Genomic DNA, 18,187 nt, shown 5'->3' on the forward strand with positions numbered 1-18,187 from the left:
CAGTCGGTGAAGGTGACCCTGGAGGCTGGCAAGCGCTACTACATCGAGGCCCTGCACCTGGAGGGAGCCGGCGGCGACAACTTGGCCGTGGCCTGGCAGCTGCCGAGCGGCGCCAAGGAAATGCCAATTTCTGGTAACAGACTATCTGAAATGGGAAGCAAAGCCCCTGAAATTATCACTTCCATAAAACCAACTGGCAAGATTGTTTTGGAGCACTGGAAGGGCGTGCAGAGCGAGAACGTAAACGACATCCCGGTGAACACCGCACCTAGCAGCACCAAGGAGCTGACCCTGTTCGAGGCACCCTCCAACGTGGGCGACAACTACGGCCAGCGCATCCGCGGCTACGTGACGGCGCCGGAGAGCGGCCAGTATACTTTCTGGATCGCAGGCGACAACCACGCCGCACTCTACCTGAGCACCTCGGAGGACCCGGCCGCCAAGAAGCAGCTGGCCCACGTGAACGGCTGGACCAACCCACGCGAGTGGACCAAGTACGCCTCCCAGCAGTCGGTGAAGGTGACCCTGGAGGCTGGCAAGCGCTACTACATCGAGGCCCTGCACCTGGAGGGAGCCGGCGGCGACAACTTGGCCGTGGCCTGGCAGCTGCCGAGCGGCGCCAAGGAAATGCCGATCGCTGGCAAGAACCTGTCGCCTTTCGGTGACTCTTTCGAGAACATCTCTGCCATGCAGGTTTCCGAGGTAGCTGACTCAAACCCATTCTTCGCCCAGACAACCGCTTACCCTAACCCGTTCCGCGATGTGGTAACACTGGACTTCGGAGACAAGCAGGTAGAGCTAGCAGACGTAACCGTGCTGGACCAGACTGGCCGCACAGTATACAAGGAGTCTAAGCTGGAGCTGGTAAACAACAAACTGTCTATCGACTTGGCTGAGCTGAAGACCGGACTCTATATCCTGAAGTACACAGACAAGGCCGGCAAGTCTGACAGCATCAAAATCGTGAAAGAATAAAACATCACAACTTTTAGCCAATAAAGAAAAGGGCCTGCAGCATTGCAGGCCCTTTTTTATTAAGTACAAAGCGACAGTGGATTATCTTGACAGAATCACTTTCCTGCTTAGCTTCCTTTCCTCAGAAAGTAACAGCAAGTTGTATAACCCATTCGAAAGCCTTGCATCTGTGGAAATCGCTGTACGAACAGCTCCATCTGTCCCTGCAGTTACAGTCTGGCTCAGCACGGTCTTTCCGGTAATGTCTATCAGTGATAACGTAGTCACCTCCCCTGGCTTTAGACCCGAGACTGCGATATTGAGCAGCTGCTGGGTAGCCGGGTTAGGGAAAACATCAAAGGTTCCGGCGAAGGTTTTATTATCCGTTAGCCCCAGCGGTGATTGCCCGCACAAGGTGCCACTGCCCCCGTTATACATTCCCTTGATTTCCTCCAATGTCAGCGCTCTGTTGTATACCTTCAGCTCATCCAGGTCGCCCTTGTAATTGAAATAAGGGGAGCGGTTCAGGTAGCCAATGTTAACGGGTGCACTATCTGCAAAATCATAGTTGTACTGCTCTTGTTCCTCCCGGATAAGCGCTCCATCCACGTACAACCTGTTCATGTTGTTGCTGCCGTCACGGACGGCCGTTATGTAGTGCCAGTCCCCGTCGTTTAAGAAAGGGCCGCTATGAAATAACTCCTCACCTGCGTGGTTGGCATCCTTGAGAGAGAACATCGCCTGCCCTTTCTCGCTCAGGCCAACCCACCAGTGCACTCCAGCATCGGTGGCAGCGGCATCCCGCCCCACAATCACCATGTTACCCTCATCACTTGCAGTAGTTTTTAGCCAGAAACCAATACTAAAGTTATCGGTTGCAGTCCAGTTGAAGTTCTCTACATCTGCAACGTCTACGCGGGTATCAGTGCCATTAAAGCGCAAGGCTTCTCCAAAAAGCCCTTCTTCCACCGGTTCAGGGCAGGTTTGGCAGGCTGCAGAACGTGCGGTGGCCGCATCTGTTAAGTTGCCTTCCTCTGCTGCATCAAAACTGTAATAGTGCACCAGGCCAGGCAAACAGTCTGACAAATCAACGGTTGGCTCACCGGTAGTTCCACCGTCACCAATCACCAGCTTAACTGCCTCTGACTCCGCCGAGTGCCCCTCGCTGTCTGTGGCTTTGGCTTTTATGCTGTACGTGCCCGCCTCAGCGCCTTCCCAGGTGTAACTAAAAGGGCTGGTATTTACAGTCGCGATCAGGTTAGTGCCACTGTAATACTCAACTGATGCCCATTCCCGCGTTTCATCCGCGAAGCTAACAGTCAGCTCAACAGGAGCGCCTTCCTCGAAAGTGGCGTTGTTAGCGGGAGAGGCCAAAGCCACAGCCGCTACAATGCCGCCGCTGCAATCCGGATAAACATCTACATAGTCTGTGGCAGAAAGTCCTCCGGAGTCAGTCACTTTCAGGGAGAACCTGTAAAAATAGGTGTCACCATCGCAGCCTACCGCAGCAATGGTGGCAGTCGTTTCGTGCTTGCTGTCGGTTGGTTCTGGATGCGAGTGCGTGTTATGGTGCAACGCCACCATCCACTCGTATGTCAGCTGCTCATCCGTATCTTCGCTATCCGTCACTTGCGCACGGAGGTCGTAGGTAGTCTGCTGGTTCATGGGGTATTGCTGCCCTTCTGCCGGGCTCACAATAGTCACCACGGGAGGTGTGTTGTTCAGGGTGATAGCGATACTTGCCGTCGATGTCAAGCCTTCAGGGTCAGTTACGGTAAGCGTAACCTCATAGGTTTTCACACCTTCAACTGTAAAGGTATGGGTTGGGTTTGCTTCCATTACTTTAGCAGAGCCATCGCCAAAATCCCAGGAATAGCTTAAATCCTGACCTTCCGGGTCCGTTGAGTTGCTGCCTGTAAACTTAACCGTAAGCGGGCTAGGGCCATATAGTTTATCAGCCTCGGCAACAGCTTTTGGTGGTCTGTTGCCCTCGTAGTAGGTTAGCTTCTTGATCTGTGCGCCATAGTTGATATAGTACAGTTCACCTGTGGCAGGATGCTGGGCGAACGCTGTTACCGTGGCTCCTTCATCTATAAAGTTCTTTATGGCGGTAGGCTTGTTGTTGCTGTCAAACTCCAGCGCCTTTATCCAGCCAGCGCCATAATCCCCGAAGAAATACACGTTCTGATACTCAGCCGGCATGTTATCACCTGTGTACCAGATACCCCCTGTAGAAGAGCTACCATAAAAAGGCTCTCCTGTTACTGGGGAACCGGCTTCCCCTACGTTCACAACGGTCGCTTCCTCTCCGTCAAAAGTACCTGTTCGGGTGGCTGCTACCGGAGGCGTATCGTCCGTAACTGCTGCGTTAGCCCAGTCGATAGCCGGTCTTGTATGCACAAAAGTATGTACATCCTCAGGAATCGTCACATTCCAGTCACAGTAGTTGCCGAAGTATGGTTCTCCCGTTGCCTTGGGTTGGTAAATCAACTCGTTGAAGTAGAAGGTTTCTCTAGGACAGGAGCCATCTTTCCCATTATACAGCGGATTGGGAATATCTGGCGTAGGCCAGCCCGTGTTTCCGTAGTACTGCTGCTTCTCAAGCCCTTCGAACAGTGGCCAGCCAAAGTTCAAGCCTGGCTCTGTAGCCACGTTGATCTCTTCCCAGTCCTGCCAGCCTACATCTCCAATGTATAAATTTCCGGGATTAGTGGCACTGCCTGTGCCCGGGCGTATGGTAAAGCGGAAAGGGTTACGCAAGCCAAGTACCCAGACTCTTGACTCCGCTGCCCGTGGGTTAGCGGAATCGAAAAAGGGGTTGGAAGGAAGCCCGTCTCCGGTAGCAGGATCTATGCGAAGAATCTTACCGTTAAGGGAGTGGACCTGCTGCGCGCGTAAGGCCCCGACGTTGTTTACCTCGGATAAAATGCCATCCTGAAGCCCCTGCTCCACAAAGTTATCTGTTTCCTGTCCGTGCCAGCCAGTATCTGTGCCATTGGCAGTTGCGCCATCCCCCACTGATACTAATAGAGAGCCATCTTCTCCGAACATCAGCGTGCCCACACCATGTGATACGTACAGGATAGGTATTCCCGTCGATACGCTTTCTCCTAACAGCACCTTTCTACTGGACATATCTGTGGTCAAACCGTCGTTGCGCACCTTGTAACGGGTCACGCGGCCAATCGTGGCATCATTGTACTCGTCAGCGGAGGGATTATAACTGCCTTTGCCGTAGTTCATCAGGTGATGCCGGTCTACCACATAAAGCAGGTATACATAATGGTTGTTTTTAAAGTCAGGATCAAGGGTAAAGCCCAGCAGACCGTGGTCTCCCCAATTGCCTACCTCCTCACTAATGTCCAGAAGCGGCTCCGGTCTTTTTTCTCCGTCTTCCACTATCCATACTTTGCCCGCTTTCTCCCACACATACATGCGCTCGCCGTCGGGAGAAAACTCAAGCCCAACGGCTGCGTCCCAGTCACCGCCTACCTGCTCTTCTACAAAGCCTGTAGGCTGGGCCCATACTTGTTGCGGGCTTATAAAAAGTTTTGTCAATAAAAACAAAATAAAGACATAGCGAAATAGTACGCTACACGCATGCTTGTCCCTTAAAAGCGAAGACTTGCGTCTCCACGCTTCGTAAAGTTCTCTCATAAATAATTCAGCTTTTAAACATGGTTTGATAGATTGAAAGGGCATCTCAGCAGATGGACCCCAGCGATCCGGAAGTTTTTTGGCCACGCCGACTTAAGAGCAGCCTGTTGGTCTGTTTTGATACGTAGCCATAATGCTATAGTTCTATATTTTGTACGAAAATATAGTCCAACATGGCAAGCACAGAAACGCCTCTGCACCTATCGCCGCACCACCAGCTTACGGCTTACGATGTGCTTGCTTGAGGTGACGGTGAGCATGTAGATGCCGGGCCTGTAAGCTGAGGTTATGGGCACCTGCACCTGCAACTGCCCAAGATCATCGACCTGAAGCTGTTCCTGCAACAGCACCTTTCCACGGAGGTCGGTAACGGAGAACTGCACTTGCTCGCTAGCAGGCAGACCATAGAGCTGCGCTGTTACCTCTCCTTCCTCTATGGGGTTGGGGTATACTTTAAAAGAGGTGGCCGAAAGGCTCTTGTTCTCAATGGAGATGATGTTGGAGTAAGTATACTTGCCGTCGAGCTTTACGATCTTGAGCCGGTAGTACCCTATGCCTGAGAGTGGGTCCACATCCGTGAAAGTATAGGAAAGTGGCACATTACTGTTGCCGGCCGCCGCTACGTCCCCCAGTTTCTCAAAAGTTTCCATGTCCGGCGCGCGTTCTACCTCGAAGTGCGAAAGGTTCGCCTCTGCGGCTGTCTCCCAGGCAAGCTGCACGGCTCCATTCACAAACTCCCCGTCAAAGCGCACCACCTCGGTGATGGCGTCATACACATCATTGTACCTTTGTTTGATCTCTTCGGCGGAGAGTACACGGCCGAAAAGCTTTACCTCATCCAGTAAGCCCTCATAATAATACCCGCCTCCATCTTTCAGGTAGCCAATGTTCACCGGGGACCTGCTGGCAAAGCCGTTGGTGTAAGTATGGGTCATGGCGTTCACCCGCTCCCCGTCCACGTATACTTCCGTCAGGCCCGAGCCTCCGTTCCGGACGGCAACCACTTGGTGCCACCTATCATCGTTGAGTTTGGGGCCGCTGCCGTTACTGAGCTTAGGTCCACCCCACTCCAGGTCCAGCAAAGTAAAGATGGCGCGGCCTTCGCCATCCAAGCCCAGCCACCAGTGCGCCTCGGAGTCTTTGGCGTCCCGGCCGATCAGCACGCGGTTGCCGGCGGTGCTGGCCGTGCTGCGCATCCAGAGTTCTATACTAAAGCTTTCATTGGCGTCCCAGTTAAAGTTCCTGATCTCCACCACGTCCAGGCCATCATCAAGGCCATCAAACGCCTGCCCGCCAGACACCACCCCGCTTACGGCCTGTGGCTGGTTGTCATCGCCTCCGGAAGCATGGCTGGGGGTGTAGTAATCCCGGTAGGTCGGCCCGCGCATTTCGTGCAGCATCCAGTGGTGCAGCATGCCTGTCTTCTCTCCCACACCCGGCTTTACAGCGATGGTAAAGTCCTGGCGATCGGAGCCGGCGCCGTTAGTGGCCGTAACGCTTACCTTAAAATTACCCGCAGCCGTGGGAATCCAGCGGATCTCGCCTGTGGAGGCGTTGATCGTCATACCTGCAGGGGCTTCAGCCAGCGCAAAGGTGGGCTTGGCCTCGCCTACGGCCTTGACATCATAGGTATACTGCTGCTCCACCACCCCGTGGGTAACGGCCTCAGACATGATCACCGGCTTTACCTGCTGCGGACCGCAGTAGCTGCCGGCCCCGTTGTTGTAGCGCGCCCGCACCTCGTTCTCCGTCAGGTCACGGTTGTACACCATCAACTCATCCAGCAGGCCATTGTAGCCGTAACCGTTGTTCAGGTCCAGGAAACCAATGTTCACCGGGGAGCCGCTCTCGAAGTTGTGGGTGTAATCATACTGGAAGTTTCCAACCGAGTAGCCATCCACGTACAGCTTGTTCAGGCGCAGGCGGCCATCGCGTACCACCACAATGTGGTGCCATTTGTTGTCATTTACCTTGATATCCCTGCCCACCAAACTAAAGCCCCCCTTGCTGCGGTCGGGGTTGTTGTCGAAGAGGTCGAACTGCGGGTATCCCTCCGTGTTCATGCCCAGCCACCAGATCATGTTGTTGTCCTTGGCATCACGGCCGATGAACACCTGGTTGTCGGAGGCGGTGCCGGAGGCTTTCATCCAGAGCTCAATGGTGAAGCTGCTGTTGGGGCCCCACTCGAAATGCTCCAGCCCTTGTATGGTGAGGGCGGGTTTGCGGCCGGTGAACTTCTGCGCCCCGGCAAAGAGCCCCGCCTCCGGATTAGGGCAGGTCGAGCAAATGGCCGTGGCATCGGAAGCGTAGTCCTGGTAGTTGCCGGCAGAGGTCTCGTCGAAGCCGAAGTGATGTACCAGCCCATCAGGGCATGTAGCCTGGGCTTCAGCCGTTGTAGCTATAAACCCGTTTGAGAGCAAAGCAAGCAAGGACCAAAGTATAAAGTGCGCCCAGCCCCTTAGGCTTCTGTGCGTTCTAGCGCGATATGTCATGGAAATTGGCTTATCAGGTGTCCACGGCAAAAAGCACAGTGGATTTGTACAAATTTATTCCGGAGCTCAACCACCCAATCCCTTAAGGACTAAGGAATTATCTCACTACCTGCCAAGCGGTTAAGGTATCTCCTGAGTATAGTACGCCGATAATATATGTTTGTTTTATACTATACCTGGTTAAACTAGCACTGCTCATTACCTCACAAGCAGTTTCAGTCTCTGAACGTGGCCCGGCGTCCTGAGATCAAGAAAGTACATTCCTTTAGGCAGGTTAGGTGGCAGCCGGAATCTTTCCCGCACCCCACCTTGCCTGCCTGTCTGCATCGTTTGCTGAGATAAGAACTCGCCCATTGAGTTCACTAACGCCACCGAAACAAGAACATGCTCCTCAAGGCCACCTATGGTGAGATTTAAATCTTCTGAACCATTCACAAGGTTTGGATACAGGCGGGCAGTGGGTGCCGTGGTTCTTTTGCTGTGTACCGCCACTACCTTGGAGTAGGAAGAGGTGCCGTAGGTATCTACCTGCCTCAGCCGATAGTAGACCTGTCCTTCCATTAACTCGACATCCCGAAAAGTATACTTCAGGGGCAGCTGGCTGTCTCCGGCTCCGGGCACGGCTCCTAACAAGGTAAACGACTCATTTTCCAGCTTCCGCTCCACCTCAAAGCGGTCATTGTTTACCTCAGAGGCGGTTTCCCACTCCAGGAGCACACCTCCAGCTGATAGGGCTGCATGAAAGCTTTTCAGCTCGACAGGCAGCGGAACAGCTGGCGATAGTAACACATCAAGCCACACCTGCGCCATTTTATCGTACCCGCCTTGGGTGGGGTGAAGGCCATCAGCCATATCTCCGTCATTTTCGACCCAATCGTAAATGATGCCTGCTTCCGCCATATCCACCAATATAATGTTATCGCCATTGCTTCTGCGGGTATTTGCCAGCACCTCCATCTTAGCGTTGTAGAGGTCGATAATATCATTTTTGGAGTACTGCTTTCCTCTGTAGCAGAAGGTCTCAATACAAACACTCTTGATGATTTTGGCCAGAATGACGGTTATGTCTCTTCCGGAGCTTGCCTCATAAGCATCGATAGCCAACAGCACGTTTTCCAGATCATCGATGGCACTTTGGGAGTTATCAAGCCCATCGTTACTAATGTCATTGGTGCCAGAGTGCAGCAGTATGATATCAGGGGCGAAATGCTGCAGGTAATTTTCCTCCTTCTCCAAGCCGAACCGCACACCATCGTACGAACGGTTGGCAAACCCTCGCTCAATGATTTCGACCAGGTCCCGGTTGCGGAAGCCCCCGAAGCCGGCATGGTCGAGGTCGTACACCATGCCGCCCTCTGCTTGATGGCTTTCACCAGACCGCTCACTGCCCACCAAATCTATCTTATACCCTTCCTGCTCTTGTAGCCCCCGGTAGAGCTCTTTTCTGTAGCCAATACGATCCACCTGGGCCACAGAGCCTGCCCCACCATCTGTGTTTGAATCCCCCAAAGGCATGATCCTGATAATTTCATCCGGGTTGGTTGTCGCGCTTACCGTCAGGCTGTACGCCGACTCAGCTTCTCCAGCAGTGGCTTTTACCCTGTAATAGTAAGTCCTGCTCAGCCCCAGGTCCGTATCCCTGTAAGAGCTCACATCCCCTGCCACTCGCGCCAGCAGTGTAAAACTGTCCGCACTCCCTGTGTCTGATCTCTCAAGAACATAGCCTCCGGCACCTGCTACAGGAAGCCACCTAATGGCAATCGCCCTAACCAGGGAGGCGCGTGCCAACACACCCTGGGGTTGGTCAGGCACAGGGCTGCTGATTTCAGAGCCAGCAAGCGATTGCTGTGTGAGGCTAGTAACTGCAAGGAAAAGGCACAGGAGAAACGGAAGTAGTAACATTATAGGGGGAAGGCTTACTTAAATCATTTCAAAGAAAACCTATATACTTCTATAGCAATTATTTAGTTTCTCATCTACAGCGCTCACTATCAACAGCTATGACATTAAAATAGGATTACTCCTATTAATACAGGGTGTTACCTGGAAAGTGCGCGTAATCCTACCATTTAGGGGCACAAAATAATCCTGACGAAAAGTGCATGATTACCAGATCAGCAGGTCAGCACCCCTTCTTCTTCCGTTACCACTGCTGCGCTTTAAAGCAGATAAGTGATAGCTAAGCGTCACCTCGTTCGTGGCTTTGTCGATGGCCCTGGCCTCCTGGGTGGGGGTTTCATAGGTATAGCCGATGGCCAGTTGGTTCAGGCGCAGGCCGGCTCCCAACGTATAGGCCAGGTCGTTGCGATAGCCGCCGCTTACCCAGAAAAGGTTGTCGTACACGGCCTTTAACTGTCCCTCCAGGGTGGATTTGTTTACGTTATCGTGCTGGTAGATGCCGTTGATCGTCAGGCCCAGCACATCGGTTATACTTTGGCGGTAGCCGATTTGTCCCACATGCCGGCGTGCGTAGAAGTCGTTCAGGTAGTCGCCTCCGGACGAGGCTAGCTTGCCTTCCGTCACCTCCATCATTGCGTAGCCCAGGTAAAAGTTATCTCCCGTAAGCGAGAGGCCCAGGTTAATGTCTGCCCTGCCGCTGCGGTTCTCCCCGCCCAGCACATGGCTGAACCGGGGGTCGTTTTCCTGGTCCACCGTCAGGCTGTTGCCATCGAGGCGATGAAAGGTATACGTTACCGCCGTTCCCCAGCGCAAACTCAACTCCTCCGACAACCGCACCCCGGCGCCGTAGCTCAGCGCTGCCTGCGTTTCTTTTGCCGGCCCGAACTGATCGTGAAAAAGGGTGAGGCCAAGGCCGTGCTGGGCGCTTAGCTCTCTCTCCGACTCCCGGCTTGCCGACTGGCTGCTGAAGAAGGTCCTGTTGCTTCTGCCAAGCTTCTGCAGGTCCAGCTCCGCCGAGGCCAGGATGGTTTTGGGGGCGTCCTCGAAGCCCGTCCACTGGTTGCGGTACGCGCTTCTGAGCACGGCGCCCTCGTGGCCGGTAAGCGAAGGGTTATAGTAGTGCTTGTATTGGGAGAAGTTCGCCAGTTGCTTTCTGTTCTGGGCCTGTGCCCCGCCAACGATCATCACCAGGCAAACCCAAAGTATAAATCTTGTCATCTGCTGCTAGTTAAGTACAGTTAAAACCCCTTTCTGCACCAGGTTGATATCCTTTACCTGGATGACGTAGAAGTATGAGCCGGCCACCACGCGGCCATCTTTCCCTCTGCCGTCCCAGCCTTTTTCAGGATCTGAAGTATGGAACAGGAGCACGCCCGAGCGATCGAACACCTGCACCTCCACGCTGTTGTAGTAGCGCAGTTCCGGCACCAGCCAAGTGTCGTTTATGTTGTCCCCGTCCGGGGAAAAGGCGTTTACCAGTTCAATGCCTCCCTCCGGGTTATAGAGCGATTTGGTGAGAGTAAAGGCTTTCTCGATCACGTTGTCGTAGGGATCGGTGCTGCGCACGCGGATGTTAAAGGTGGACTTCCCCGAAAGCCCTTTGTTGGATTTCAGGTACAGCTCGTTGTTGTTTCGGAGCCCAAAAAGGCTGTTGTTCTCATCGCCCTGCCCGCTTGCCAACGTGTAGGTAAATTCTTCGTCATCAGGGTCGGTAGTGGAGAAAATACCGATCATCGTATCCGAATCAATATCGGGACTGAAGGTATCTGTGCTGAGGGTGAGGCCGGTTGGTGGCTGGTTCGGCGCCACCACCACGGTTACACGGGCGGTCATCTGTTTGCTATTGCTGGTGTTCTCGTTCAACTCCAACTGCCCAATAATCACGTAACTGCCCGGCACCTCGCTGTTGTAGTCGCCCTGTGCCCACGCCACCTGCAGTTCCTCATCATCGCCATAAGTATAGCTCACTTTTACTTTATCCGGCAAGCCGATGGCGTCGAACCCGGTTTTGAACTTTACCGTGACGTCGGCTGGGTGGTGCACTTTGGTGATGTCTTTGGTGAGTTTCTCTACCTGCGCCGTCACTTCCTTTCCACGGTTTCCGATTTCATCCACTAAGTATAACGTAGCGGTCAGAGTGCCATCGGACAGGCCGGTCAGGTTCAGGTTTTTGATCTGAAACGATGCTGCCGATACTCCAGCCGTGCCTGATACCTCATCGCCGCCATTGCTGCTGCTTATAGTATAAAAATAGGTGGCGCCTTTCTCCGCTCCGCTCACATCCAGGTTTATACTTACCTGGTTGTTCACGTCCACTTTTTCTGTACCGAACTTCACAGCATAGCCTTCCGGTGCGGAGGCATCAAAGGTGGTCTCCAGGGCGTTGGAGGCTGTATTCGGATTACCCGCCAGGTCTGTTACCTTTCCGGCAGGCAAGCTGATACGCACTGCTCCATCTGCGACTGGCACAACGGTGGCGGTGTACGTTGCCTTGTCCGTGGATTTGAAGTCCTCCAGTTTCGCGTTAACCAATGCAAAGTCCGATGCTTCCAAACCATACACCTCCTCTGTAAAAGTTATACTTACAGCAAATGGCGCATTTACCCTGGCGCCGCTTTGGCTCGTGATTGTGGCTTTCGGCGCGGTCAGGTCTATGGTTACGGCAAAGGCTTTGCTGGGCTCGCTGGTGTTGCCGGCGGCGTCGGTGGCGGTGGCGGTGAACGTATACTTCCCCTGCTGCAGGGCGGTGCTTTCGTGGCTGTACTCCCAGGTGCCGTCGTTTTTGGCTGTTGCCTTGCCCAGCACCTTGCCCTGCTCCAGCACCGTCACTACTGCCCCGGCCTCAGCCTTCCCATTCAATTTTATAGTATTATCCGCCGTGATCTGGTCATCCCCCGCAGGGCCACGGTCTTCTGTAATGCCTGCAAGAATGGGTGCCTCCGGGGCCTTGGTGTCTATTTCCCAGGTATGGGTGGCCGGATTTGGATCGGTGTTGCCGGCGGCGTCCCGGGCACGCACGGCCAGCGTGTGTTTTCCCTCTGCTAAGTCCGGGACGGTGTAGCTGTTGCCGGTTTCTTGGTATGCTCCTCCGTCCAGGCTTACTTCATACGTCACATTTTTCTCGCTGCTGCTAAAGCTGAACTTCGCCTCGGAACTGTTGCTCGCCGCGCCCGGATGTGCGGTGATGGTGGTTTCCGGGGCTTTGGTATCGATGGTGATGTTCCTGGTGGTGCTGGGTTTGCTGGTGTTGCCGGCGGCGTCCGTGGCTGTGGCCGAAAGCTGCTGCGCCCCCTCTGCCAGGGCAGTGGCGGGCACAAAGCTCCACTTGCCGTCTTTCCCCGCAGTAACGGTCCCAACTTTGGTGGTGCCGCTAACGATACTTACCGTGCTGCCTGCCTCTGCCGTGCCGCTTATACTTGGTTTGTTGTTGCTCAGCACTTTACCTTCCTCGGGGGCAGCCACTACAGGTGCAGCGGGTGCCTTGGTATCGATGGTCCAGGAATAGCTGGCGGGCGTGGCGTCTATGTTTCCGGCGGCGTCTACGGCTCTCACCTGAAGGGTATGCTTTCCGTCGGTCAGGCTGTTTACAGTATACGGAGTGGCCACGGTGGTGAAATCGCCTCCGTTTATACTTACCTGGTAGGTTACGCCGCTCTCGTTGCTGCTGAACCCGAATTTAGCCGTGCTGCTGTTGGAAAGCTCCCCAGGCTTGGAGGCGATGGTGGTTTCCGGGGCTACGGTGTCAGTCGGCTTTAGCGCACGGTTCAGCAGCGGGTCCAGCGCCTTAAACCAGACAGGGGCCATTTTATCGTAGCCTTTCTGGGTGGGGTGAAGATGATCGTCCATATCCCCTCCGTCCGCTACATACTTGTACACCAGGCCGGCGCCGTCCTGCATATCCACCAAGTGAAGCCTATCGCCTGCGGAAATACGCTCCTTCACATAGGCTTCCAGCATGTTATTATACTTGATGGTATTCTCTGCCTCCTTAGGTGTCGGGCAGTGGTTGGTTCCGTCGGAGCCGGTATAGCAAACGCGCCTGATGATCCTGGCCACAATGACCGTCACCTCTTTATTGGCGCGGCTTTCATACTTGTCCACCTCATCCAGAATGTCCCGCACATCGTCCATGGCCGTTGCGCTGCCGCTCACCCAGTTGGTGCCGATGTGCAGCAGAATAATATCAGGGTTATACTTGTCCAGGTAAGGTCCGCCACCGGGGCCGAGGTACTCGCCGGTATCGTAGAACTCAAACCGGCCATCCCGCAGAAGCAGGGCGATATCCTCGTCTCTTGCCCCGCCAAATCCCGCATGATCGCTGTCGGACATCAGGGCGCCACCTGTTTTCTGGCTGCCCACAAAATCGTAGAGGCCTTTGGAGGCGGAGCCGTTAAGCAGTTGTTCCAGTCGGGCACGATAGGCTGCTTTCCGGTCAGCGGGCACCTTACTGCCCCCTCCTTCTGTATTGGAGTCGCCGAGCGGCATGATGCTATACTTTTTGTCTTTGGCGTGGGTAGTGGCGCTGGCAGTATTGCTGTAGGGCGTGGCCCCGCTGCCCGTTGCCTTCACCCGGTAAAATACTTTTTGGCTGTAGTACAGCTCCGTATCGCGGAAGGAGGTTTCTGCGGCGCCCAGGGTCTTGAGTGGGGTAAAGCTGGCAGCCTCCCCGGTAGCTGATTTTTCCAGCACATAGCCCGTGGCACCGTCAACTTTTGTCCAGGTCACCGTGATGGCTCCTACCAGCGAGGGTCTGGCGCTTACGCTTGGGGCGGAAAGGGAAGCAGGGGTTTCAACAGCCGCCGTTGCGGCCAGGGACTTATGGCAAAAGCCTGCTATACAGATAATTGGCAGCAACCAGGCAAGCCGCTGTCTGAAGTAAAAGTATAAGGGCATATAGTAAGGGTGCGGTTAAGCTCTCAATTGAACTCCCTATATAACGTCAATCCTATACCATGGTTGCCAAATACCTTGGCCACTCTTATCAAAAGTATAATTTTTTATTTCCCGCCAGGATAAACCCCACTTGCACGACATCGTAAAAAAGTACTTTGACTGCTCCTGAAACAATGTCTACATGCCTATTTTAAAGTATTAAGAAAAATATATGCTGAAATGCACAACTTTTTAGTGCAACTTCTATATAATATCACAGAAGGGCTCTCTCTGAGCCTTTGTTTAACCGACCCCCCGTACCAGTGCCTGAAGTAAGTGAACTTTTGATACTACCAGCGACAAACACCCTTACAACCTGGAGAAAGTATGCTGTTTAACTCTACAGAATTCTTCATATTCTTCCCGGTAGTCCTTACCCTATACTTCCTGACGCCCTTCAGGCACCGATGGCTCATCCTGCTGCTTGCCAGTTACTACTTTTACATGTCGTGGAAGCCGGCCTATGCCCTTATACTTGTCTTCTCCACCCTGATAGACTATGGCTGCAGTCTGATGATGGGCCGCCACGAGGAAAAGGCAAAGCGCAGGCCCTGGCTCTGGCTGAGCCTCTGCACGAACCTGGGCATACTGGGCCTCTTCAAATACTACAACTTCTTTAACGAGAGCGCCCGCGACATAGCCCTTGCCCTCAACGTGCCCTATGCCATGCCGGCCTTTGAGCTGCTGCTGCCCATGGGCATCTCCTTCTATACGTTCCAGACCATGAGCTACTCAATTGATGTGTACAACGGGCGCATCAAACCGGAGCGGCACCTGGGTATCTTCGCGCTGTTCGTTACCTTTTTCCCGCAGCTGGTGGCCGGCCCGATAGAGCGCGCGGGCAACCTGCTGGGGCAGTTGCGCCAATACCATGCGTTCAGCTACCCCCGCGCCGTGGCCGGCCTTCGCCGCATGGCCTGGGGTTTCTTTAAAAAGATTGTGATTGCCGATAACCTGGCCCTGATGGTGAACCAGGTCTACAACAACCCGACCGAGCATGACGGTGTCTCGCACATCATCGCCACGGTGTTCTTTGCCTTCCAGATCTACTGCGACTTCTCGGGCTACTCCGACATTGCCATCGGGGCGGCGCAGGTGATGGGCTTTAGGCTCATGGAGAACTTCCGCAGCCCCTACTTTGCCAAATCCATTCCTGAATTCTGGAGTCGCTGGCACATCTCCCTCTCCACCTGGTTCCGCGATTACCTCTACATCCCGCTGGGCGGCAACCGCGTGGTGAAGTGGCGTTGGTACTACAACCTGTTCATCGTGTTCCTGGTGAGCGGGCTTTGGCACGGGGCTAACTGGACCTTTATCGTATGGGGCGCGCTGCACGGGATGTACCAGGTGTTTGGCATGGTGACGAAGGAAAAGCGCAACGTGATCGCGCAACGTATGGGCCTGACCAGCAACCCGCAAGTATACAAATGGGTGCAGGTATTCACCGTATTCTTCCTCGTGTGCTTCAGCTGGATCTTCTTCCGGGCCAATAGCATAACCGATGCCTTTTACATCGTGGGCCAAAGCTTTTCGGTGCTCACCAACCCGGCGCAAGTCTTCGCCCTCGACTGGAGCCACGACGTCTTCATGGACCAGGGCTTTAAGGTCTTCGCCGTGTCGGTTGTCGCCATCACTGTCATGGAGACGGTGCACCTGATACAGCGCAACGGCAGCGTTTCGCAGCTCATCATGCAGCGGCCGGCCTGGGTGCGCTGGGGCATCTACTATACAGCCATCATTGCCGTGTTGCTCTTCGGGCAGTTCGGGAACCAGGAGTTTATCTATTTTCAGTTTTAAGGAAGTATGGCACGCAACGTAAAAGTCGACAAAGGTGTGAAAAGGCTGCTGAGCAAACTTGCCCTGCTGGCCCTGCCGTTTATACTTTGGCCGTTGATAGAGGTGTTTGTGCTGCCCATGAACTTCTTCACGTTCCGTATCTGGGAAACCATTTCCGTGAACTCCATGCGCGTGATGTCGGGCCCTTTTTACCCGAATGTGCACATGCAGATGGAGGAAGAGGGCGAGCTGGCCCCGCGCACGCCCTTTGCGCAGAAGCGCCAGGTGGAGTGGTACACCGATCAGTATGGCTACCGCAACCGCGACACCAAAAACGACGTGCTCCTGATCGGCGACTCCAACATCACCGGGGCCAAGCTATCGCAGGAAGAGACGCTGGCCGAGGTGCTGGAGCGGCAGTTGGGCCGCGATGTATACTCCTTCGCACCGGCCACCATAAACCGCTTCCTGGCCACCGACCGCTTCCTGGAGAACCCGCCCCAGCTGGTGATCGTGTCGAGCATCGAGCGCCGCATTCCTGAGCTGCCCCCCGTGGGCGACAATGGCCTTGGTTCCAGGATCAGGAACCATACGGGCAACCTGATCAACTCCTCCCCTTTCCTCACCTCCCTGGCTGTCTCCGCCGATCGCATCTCCAAGCTGGCGCTGTACCGCCGCACGCTCGCCGAGATAGACCGCGCGCTTGGCAAAAAGGAGTACATCAGCTACAACAACGAGTTCTTTATGGAGGGCGAGCACGCCAACCGCGACTTCTCGGACGAGGAGCTGGATTACCTGGCCGATGTGCTGCAGGGCTACCACGATGCGCTGCAGGAGCGGGGCATACACTTCGTTTTCCTGCCCATCCCCAACAAGGAGAATATATACTACCAGCTTTTGCCCAGCCAGAAGGAAGCCACCTTTCTGCCCCGGCTGTTAAGCCGGCTAAGCGATCGTGGCGTGGAGTTTGTGGACGTACAACCTGCCTTCAGGGAACTGTATCAGCAGCAGGTGCAACTTTACCCCGTGGATGATGCCCATTGGAACGAAGTAGCCGTAAAAGTAGCTGCGCAACTGCTAACCCGCCATTCCACGGTGGCACAACTGCAGGAAACTCCGTCCGAAAAGGACGAACGATTATTGGTTAACCAGAAAGAAGATTGACCAGAAACGGATTTTATACGAATAACCCTACCTATACCCATGAAACTTAAAGCTTACTATACAAAGGGCACAAAGAGATTTAAAAAGATCCTGGGACGATACGTGCCGCACAACACCCACTATCGCCCTGGCGATGTGTGTCGCATCAACCTGGAGCAGTTAACAGCTAATAACCCGCGCGAGATCAGGGTCCACCCTATCTACCCCGCCCTTACCACCGAGCTCCTTATTTCTGAGAACCTCTACGATGCCTGCTCGGAGTACTGGAAGCCCAAGAGGAAGGTACAGACGGACTACATGGTGGTGGAGGTGCCTAACGGCCGCATCTATACCGACAACGAGAGCAGCGTGGCGGTGGTGTCGCAGTATAACCGCTTGGTGGAGAACGTATCTTTGAGCCTGAGCGGCGGCAAGGTATCGGAGCCGAACCTGAACAATATTTTTGAGCAGCGTTACTTCAACGCGCCTGTAAAGTATAACGGCACCGTGTTCTCGCTGCTCACCGGGGGCGCCGGGCTAAACAACATCGGGCACTGGTTCCTGGATGTGCTGCCACGCCTGCACCTGCTGCGCGAAAGCGGCCTTTACGACAAGGTGGACTGGTTTTACGTGCCCAGCACCCGCTACGACTTCCAGCGTGAAACGCTGGAGCTGCTGGGCATCCCGCAGGACAAGATCATTGAGGGCGGCAAGTTTCCGCACATCGCCGCCGACTGCATCATTGCCTCCACGGCTCCGCGCGGCAATCATACCCTCGTTCCCAAGTGGCTTTGCGATTACCTGCAGGAGGCCTTCCTGCCGTACGCCGAGGAAGAAACCGATACGATCGTTCCGGAAACGCCCTACCTGTACATCAGCCGCTCCGACTCCAAGATACGCAACGTGCTGAACGAGCAGGAGTTGCTGGAGGCGCTGAAGCCCTACGGTTTCAAGAGCATCGTTTCGAGCGAGTTAAGTATAAAGGAAAAGATCCGACTGTTCTCCAGGGCCAAGGTGGTGCTGGGCGCCACCGGTGCGGGCCTGATCAGCATGTTCTTCTGCAAGCCGGGCACCAAGATGATCGAGATCTTTAACGAGGGCTTTGTGATTGAGCCCTTCTACGATATCGCCACCAAGATTGACCTGGACTACGACTACATCATCTGCCAGGGCAACAAGCGCGTGCGCAACGCCGATCAGGGGCAGCGCGAGCACCTGGTGGTAGAAATAGAAAAAGTGGTGGAGATACTGGAGCGGATGCACTCAAACGTTGGCAAAGAGTATAAAATCGCCTGAACTTCTAAAGGAAAGTATAAAACAGATTAATCGAAAAC

At 54.4% G+C, this 18,187-nt stretch carries 9 protein-coding genes; 4 read left to right on the top strand and 5 right to left on the bottom strand.

Going from position 1 to position 18,187, the window contains the following annotated elements:
* Positions 1–975 (top strand): PA14 domain-containing protein (locus A3841_RS19260; protein ID WP_139308023.1); only part of this gene is annotated, 975 nt, incomplete at its 5' end.
* A gap of 81 nt (positions 976–1,056) precedes the next feature.
* Here A3841_RS19260 and A3841_RS19265 read toward each other — a convergent pair.
* The 5 genes from A3841_RS19265 to A3841_RS19285 form a co-directional block, all read right to left on the bottom strand.
* Entirely contained in the window at positions 1,057–4,512 is a 3,456-nt protein-coding gene (locus A3841_RS19265) for a PQQ-dependent sugar dehydrogenase (RefSeq protein WP_073855017.1), read from the bottom strand.
* Between the two features lie 299 nt (positions 4,513–4,811).
* A complete protein-coding gene (locus tag A3841_RS19270) occupies positions 4,812–7,103 on the bottom strand; it encodes a LamG-like jellyroll fold domain-containing protein (RefSeq protein ID WP_083610450.1) in 2,292 nt (763 codons plus the stop codon).
* 198 nt (positions 7,104–7,301) lie between these two features.
* A complete protein-coding gene (locus A3841_RS19275; RefSeq protein WP_206073115.1) occupies positions 7,302–8,756 on the bottom strand; it encodes an SGNH/GDSL hydrolase family protein in 1,455 nt (484 codons plus the stop codon).
* 453 nt (positions 8,757–9,209) lie between these two features.
* A complete protein-coding gene (locus A3841_RS19280) occupies positions 9,210–10,220 on the bottom strand; it encodes a PorP/SprF family type IX secretion system membrane protein (RefSeq protein ID WP_073855023.1) in 1,011 nt (336 codons plus the stop codon).
* Between the two features lie 6 nt (positions 10,221–10,226).
* Positions 10,227–13,895, bottom strand: a complete 3,669-nt coding sequence (locus A3841_RS19285; protein ID WP_073855025.1) for an Ig-like domain-containing protein — start codon at positions 13,893–13,895, stop codon at positions 10,227–10,229.
* A 366-nt stretch (positions 13,896–14,261) separates the two neighbouring features.
* Between A3841_RS19285 and A3841_RS19290 the strand changes: the two genes are divergently transcribed.
* From A3841_RS19290 to A3841_RS19300, 3 genes are read left to right on the top strand one after another with little or no spacing between them, the layout of a single operon-like run.
* Complete coding sequence (locus A3841_RS19290) at positions 14,262–15,731, top strand: MBOAT family O-acyltransferase (RefSeq protein WP_073855027.1); 1,470 nt, start codon at positions 14,262–14,264, stop codon at positions 15,729–15,731.
* 6 nt (positions 15,732–15,737) lie between these two features.
* Positions 15,738–16,874: an alginate O-acetyltransferase AlgX-related protein gene (locus A3841_RS19295; protein WP_073855029.1), complete on the top strand. Its 1,137-nt coding sequence runs from the start codon at positions 15,738–15,740 to the stop codon at positions 16,872–16,874.
* Between the two features lie 39 nt (positions 16,875–16,913).
* The gene (locus A3841_RS19300) at positions 16,914–18,149 is read left to right on the top strand and encodes a glycosyltransferase family 61 protein (RefSeq protein WP_073855031.1); all 1,236 of its coding nucleotides are present in this window, start codon (positions 16,914–16,916) and stop codon (positions 18,147–18,149) included.
* Positions 18,150–18,187 lie beyond the last annotated feature (38 nt).

Origin of the sequence: Pontibacter flavimaris (assembly GCF_001907195.1) — a bacterium.
GTDB lineage: Bacteria > Bacteroidota > Bacteroidia > Cytophagales > Hymenobacteraceae > Pontibacter > Pontibacter flavimaris.